The organism is Methylophaga sp. UBA1464, assembly GCF_002325665.1.
Lineage (GTDB): Bacteria > Pseudomonadota > Gammaproteobacteria > Nitrosococcales > Methylophagaceae > Methylophaga.
Map to the genome: position 1 here is coordinate 3,086 of NZ_DCSO01000027.1, position 6,569 is coordinate 9,654.

Consider the following 6,569-nt stretch of genomic DNA (forward strand, 5'->3'; position numbering starts at 1 on the left):
ACCCGCCACTTCCAGCTGACCTTCTGCGGAATCGGCCTGTAACAGCATTTTCAGTCCTGATAAGGGATCGCCATTAATATCTGCGTTGATAGCCGACAAGGTAATACCCATATCTACCAAAAATATTTGCCCATCACGCAAACTGATTGCTGAGGTTAGTTGCGGTTTATTGGCCGTACCCTGCATATCGACATGCAGCTCCAGTTTTCCTGCCAGTTCATCAAAAGCCAGGGTTTCCAGATTTAATGATGCGAGATCTTCAACGGCTGTCTGCAATTGCAAGTTAAGCGGCGTATCCATAGGTGCAGCTATCACTTTTTTGACAGCTGCTGTTTGTAATCTTGCCTCTATCGGTTCTACACCGGCAATATCCGGTGCAATAGTAATGGCCACCATGCTCTCTTCGGCGGTAAGCTGATAACGTAAATCAATCGTATCAAATTCGATAGGTTCCTGTTGACTGATCGTTTCAGACTCAAGTTTTAAAATAGCCTCGTTCAGCGATAGATTTCCTGTACCGGTAATCTCTCCCTCATTTTCCATTGCCAGTTGCAATCGGCCGGAAATAAAACCGGATAATTTGGCATATTCCTCAATCCAGGGTTTCAGGATTTCCATGGAGAGTTGATTGATTTCCACGAGTGCTTGCGCGCCGGGCAAGGCATTTTCACCTTGAATACAAATTTGTGCCTGTTCAGCCGATAGCCAGCAATGCTTCGACATAATCTGTTTATCAGCCGACAATTGAATATCACCGGCCTCACCTAATTGCCAGTTGCCAGCCATGTCATTATCAATTGTCATTGACTGTAACCGGCCAGCCCATTGATTGTCTTTATTCAGGCTGCCTTGTAACAAACCTGATAACGAAATTATTGCAGACTGGATCTCCAGACCCAGCTGATGTTGATCACGTTTACCCGTCAGACTCAGATCAACTGAATCAACAGTCTGCTCTGCCACTTTAATGCCGGTTGACTGTACGTTGAGTTTACTTTGCTGATTATCTGTAAGGTCTATTTGGGCATCAGCGTTAATGGTGCCGATACGCATTTCGTCAGCCCAACTAATTGAAGAACCATCGAGATCGGCATTTAATTTTAATTTAGCCAACTCACCAAATAATCGCCCCTGCCCATTTAAGCTGCCAGATAAATCAGGGTGAAAATCCTGCAAATTCGACGAGTTGAGTTTCCAGGTTAAATCCAGTTGTTTCTCAACTTTGCCATTTAAAGATAATTGCGAGTCACCTAAATTCAGCTGTAGATTTTCAATAGCAATATCAGTGTTGACGGTTTTCAGGTGACTGTTCAGGGAAAAGTTACGTTCCCGTAAAACTCCATTTAAATGTAAATTCTGCAGACTTGCTTCGAAATCGCCCTGCCCCTTATCCTGAAAACTCAGTTGCGCCTGACCACTTATTCGGCCGGGCCATTCATTTGCAAATACGGCCGGATCAACTTGTCTGAGTGTCAGTTTGCCATCAACCATCAGATTCTCTTTCCAATTGATACGACCACTAAAGCCGGCACCACCATCTGCAATTCTGGTATCTGCACGAATATCCGTTATGCCGGCTTCGGGACTGGTTGCCTGGAGTTTCAGAATGAGTGGAATTTCATCAATAATAAAATCCGAATCAAGTGTGATTTCAAACAGATGTTTCTCACCTTTCAGATTGAATAATCCCGTATAACTTTCTACTGACACGCCAGTTAAACTGGCGAGAAGCTGCAGGTTTTGCCATTCACCACTTAATTGGTAATTTAATTGAGGATCCCAGCTTACATCACCACTAACGTCGAGTTCGGCTAACGCAGACTTGATTTCGAGGGAGTTGATACTCGCCTGTTGCAGATCTCCACGCACATAAGAGTTAATCGCCCAGTTCTGCTCCAGTGCCGCAATAGAGCTACTGAGAATCAAACGATAATCCTGCAGATTTCCGTTTAGCGAAAGTTCACCTGAAGTTTCAGCAACTAAAAGCTCTGCATCCTGTTGCCATGGCCATTGAAGTTGTGACCAGCTTGCATCAATTGAAAACCCACTCGCCATGGGATCTTCCGCAACCTGAATATTGCCATGGATCTCGGCAAAACCGTTTTGACTGATCGCCGTCATCAAATCAACACGCCAGTTTTTTAAGTCAGTAGAGTTCAGACTCAAACTGGCAGAAACTGGTGGATGTACTTCTTCAAATTCCTGTAACTGAAAGTCCAGTTCCATTCGGGCAGTTTCCCGAGTGCCTTTAGCTTCCAGATTAATAGCCGTCACATCACCCATTTCAGTATTAAGAATTCGGGTTAATGACAGGGATTCACTTTCCAGGCCAAGGCGCCAATCCAGGTCATCAAGAATATTACGCACCATCAGGGTTTGTTCTGAGGCAAACGGTTCACCCAGCTGCTGTCGTAACGTCATTTGTTTGATATCCCCGGTAATCGTGCCGGTAGCTGAAATCAATCCCCATTCGGAATCATTCAGCCTCAACCCGTAATTCAGGTTAGTAGCAAAGGGTTCGTTAAGATGAACGTTCCCGATCAAGGTAAAGGCCAGCACATTACGATTTAATCTTAATGAGGAAATAATTAACCGGTCGTAATTCAATCTTATCGAGGTATCGAAACGATCAAACAAAGGCGTCACAATACCCTGATTATCAATAACTTCTGCATTTGTAACACGCAGCGATCTGAGGTGAACTGCCAGCGGAAAACTGAACTGAGGAATAGTGAACAATTCATCTTCTTCAGGCTGAGTAATCGTTTCAGCGTGTTTGATTGCCAGCCTGTCAATATGAATCTGATTGATAATAAATCGGCTTGAAAGCAACGACCATAGCTGCCAGCGCGCATCAATGGTATTTATGTGTATCGCATCGCCATCTTCAGGTTCATAGGTAATGCCCTTCAGATAAACGCCGTCGTAAAGTCTGCCGCTAGCTTCGTTTATAGTGAGTTCGGGAAGTGTTTTCTGAGTGAAACTCAATGCTGTGTTAAAACCTGACTTGGTCATTAGTAACCAATATAAGCCGGCCGGAATGATCAGCAGCAATACAATTGCGATTATCCATAATGCGCGTTTCATCACAAATCAGGCCCTATCATGATATGCAAACCAAAGGGTTTGTCTTCATCTGAAATACCACTGGCCACATCAATACGAATCAGGCCAACAGGAGATCGCCAGCGAATACCCACCCCTACACTATACTCTATTGGATCTGACCAACTATTGAAGGCGTTACCAAAATCGGTAAATATCGCAGCGCCCCAGTTTTTGACAAACATATGTTCATATTCAACGCTTCCAACAGCCAGATACCGGCCACCGATGACTTCATCCAAATCATTTTCTGGTCCCAGTGATTGATAGTCAAAACCACGGATACTATTGTCCCCACCGGCAAAGAAACGCAATGAGCTGGGTAATTTTGAAAAGTCACTGACTTCTGTGGCCCCCACAGTCGCTCTGGTAATAATCCGGCTGGAGTCACCAATCCCCTGAATGTATTTTCCACGCAGGACTAGCTGACTAAAGCTGATATCGGAAAGAATACCTTCTGCCGCTCCGCTCAGCTCCATACTTAAACGACCTCCCTGCCGGGTATAGATAGTGTCATCTGCCCAGGTACGGGCATAAGCAATTCCGGGAATCAATAAGGTTGTTGACGCGGAGTCATCTGAAACATCAAAGCTTTCATTGAGAAACTTGATGCTACCGGTTTCTTCCCAGCCCCAGCGCATACGGTTGTAATAGCTGCCTACCGCTACCGAACGACTTTCACTGGTATCTGTATCTTCCTGTTTATATTCTGAATTAAAACCAACCGTATTAATATTTTCACTCCAGAACGGCATCTGGTAATCGGCACCGATTCGATTGGCAATTTGTGATAAACGGCTTTCAACAGACAGTCTGTGTCCCCGATCATTTACATAGCGATTTTGCCAACCCAGACTCATCCTGGCCCCGGTATCCGTACCATAGCCCACACCGGCGCTGTAGCGATGTTTCAGATTTTCATTTAATGAAACATCAACCGGAACCTCATTATTTGCTCGTGCAGAAGTCATTGCCTGAGTGGATACAGAGGCAAAATAGCCACTATTTTGCAGATTATTTCTCAGGGTGAGCAATTTACCTGAATCAAACGGTTCACCCGCTTTGATGGGTGACATTGCATCAAGTAATCTGTCATTCACAACCGTATCAGGGAAGGTGATCTCACCAAATCGATAACGCTGCCCGGCATCATAGACCAGACAGATGTCTGCAGCACTTGCTTCGACATCAACACTGACTCTGCTACAACTGAATGCGCCATCAAAATAACCACGCTCAGCAGCAACTCGGAGCAATGACTTTTTTGCGTTTTCATAACGTTCATGATCAAACTGGTCACCTACGTTCAGCGGTAAACTGCTGAGCAGCTTAGTAAATACCGGATCAGTTTTAGCATCACCCTCTACCGCCAGATTGATTTTACGAATGATGACCGGTTGACCTAACTCAATTTGATATTGAGCTTGCCAGTTATTTTCATCCGTTTCTGTTAACTCGGCAGTAATTTCGGGAGAATAATAACCATACACCGTGAGCATATGCTTCAATTCATCGATGGCTTGATTGTGTAACCGGTTTACACTTCGAGAATCCAGACGTGGACTTTGCTTCTGCCGATTGATGCTCAAACCATTCAACAGGGTTTCGACCAAATTTTTATCTACGCCCTTTATCTCGATATTGATATTTTTTTCCGCGTCGGCCCAAACCATATTGGCAGCCAATAGACACAGAGTAAATATCAGGATGACCCTGTTGTATAGAGAGTGTTGGCATAACGGCATACAAGTTTTGTCATTACTAAAAAGTGAGATTCGTTAGAACTGAAATCAGTACCAACGAACTTAGATTATGACAGCTTCAGGCCTTCAGCGTTCTTAACTTAAGCTAATTAATTAGTTTGATCCGGGAGGTTTTCTTTACGAAAAGCGCTTGGCGAACAGCCAAAAAAATGACTGAAACGACGACTGAAATGACTTAAGTCGTTGAAACCATAACCATAACAGGCTTCAGTAATACTCTGACCACGACGGATAGCATCGGCAGCTGATTTCAGTCTGAGTTGTTGATGAAATTCTCCCGGTGTACAACCCAGTTGTTTTTTGAATTCAACATATAAACGACTGCGGCTCATACAGGCTTGCCGGCACAACTGTTCTATATCCAATGGTTCACTAAGGTTTTGTTCCAGTGTATGGATGACGGCCGTCATACTGCTGGCGTCTGGCGCCCGCTGGCAATAACTCAACAAAACTTCTCGCCCCTGTTCACGAAGCAACCTTATCACCAGCTCCGATACACCTAAATCGACCATCAGCTCTTTATCGGGATCATTGCGAATATAAAATGAAACCATTTTTTCCAGTAACTGCTGGGTATCGCGAGTGTGATGCTTGTGAATGATACGAGGCTGATATTCCCAAGTATGCTCCGGCGCATCAATTTTTACCAAGTCCTGCATACGATTAGAGATGGCCTGAATACGCTCTCTGGAAATCTCTATGGTCAGACAAGTTGTTGGCTGCTGCTCATTTGCATCCGGAAAATCTATTTCAACATGTTCACCGGGTGGCATAACGTAGGATTCGTGCGGCACAAACAATTCGCCCGACGCGTTGTAATGGTCATGCATTACCTTGCGACCGCTGACCATTCCGCAATATAACAAGTGGTCTGCATTAAGTGCTACACCCGTTGAGCTGCGGTAGGTATCGTAAATACTCAACTCTGTTTCCGGACCATTAAAGGTCACTTTGTTTTCAATCAGCAACTGGCGATTTTCTCGCCGACCGCTCGTAGGCAATGTATTCAGGTTCATAATGCAGACCTTAATAAGTGATGATTGATTTTGTGTCTCAACTCTATGCGAAGTCAAGTCAATAGAAAATATTACTTAAGTGAGAGTATCCGCGCATTTGATATGAATTTTTCATTTTTTCAAAATAGCAATCTTGTCGAACCATGTGTTAACTTTTTTGTCACTTCTGGACTATCAGTCAAATAATTGGGATTATCAGTCAAGTAAGATTTCTGCTTTAGGATTTATGCTTGGTCTTTAACCATAACAATATATAAGAGAGAGATTTATGATTTACGCAAAACCAGGTACACCCGAGTCGGTGATCTCATTCAAATCACGTTATGAAAACTTTATTGGTGGCGAGTGGGTCGCCCCTGTTAAAGGCGAATACTTTAACAACATTACTCCAGTGACCGGCGAAGTCATTTGTGAAATTCCGCGTTCAGGGGAAGCTGATATTGAATTAGCGCTGGATGCAGCTCATAAAGCCCGTGAAGCCTGGGGTAAAACCTCCGTTCAGGAACGCAGTAATATCCTGCTGAAAATTGCTGATCGTATCGAAGCCAATCTGGAAAAACTGGCTGTTGCAGAAACCTGGGATAACGGTAAAGCGGTTCGCGAAACACTGAATGCCGATATTCCTCTGGCCGCGGATCATTTCCGCTATTTTGCCGGTTGCCTGCGTGCTCAGGAAGGCACGATG

General features: G+C 44.3%; 4 protein-coding genes. 1 reads left to right on the forward strand and 3 read right to left on the reverse strand.

The window, feature by feature from the left end; genetic code table 11:
* The 3 genes from B3O33_RS02810 to B3O33_RS02820 form a co-directional block, all read right to left on the reverse strand.
* Window positions 1-3,087 (reverse strand): translocation/assembly module TamB domain-containing protein (locus B3O33_RS02810; protein ID WP_292362884.1); only part of this gene is annotated, 3,087 nt, incomplete at its 3' end.
* Entirely contained in the window at window positions 3,087-4,778 is a 1,692-nt protein-coding gene (locus tag B3O33_RS02815; RefSeq protein ID WP_292359585.1) for an autotransporter assembly complex protein TamA, read from the reverse strand. The genes B3O33_RS02810 and B3O33_RS02815, both read right to left, overlap by 1 nt.
* Window positions 4,779-4,957: 179 nt before the next feature.
* Complete coding sequence (locus B3O33_RS02820; protein ID WP_292359587.1) at window positions 4,958-5,884, reverse strand: AraC family transcriptional regulator; 927 nt, start codon at window positions 5,882-5,884, stop codon at window positions 4,958-4,960.
* Window positions 5,885-6,152: 268 nt separating this feature from the next.
* On the opposite strand from B3O33_RS02820, the gene B3O33_RS02825 reads away from it, so the two are divergent.
* The coding region (locus B3O33_RS02825; protein WP_292362885.1) for an aldehyde dehydrogenase family protein at window positions 6,153-6,569 on the forward strand (417 nt) is incomplete at its 3' end.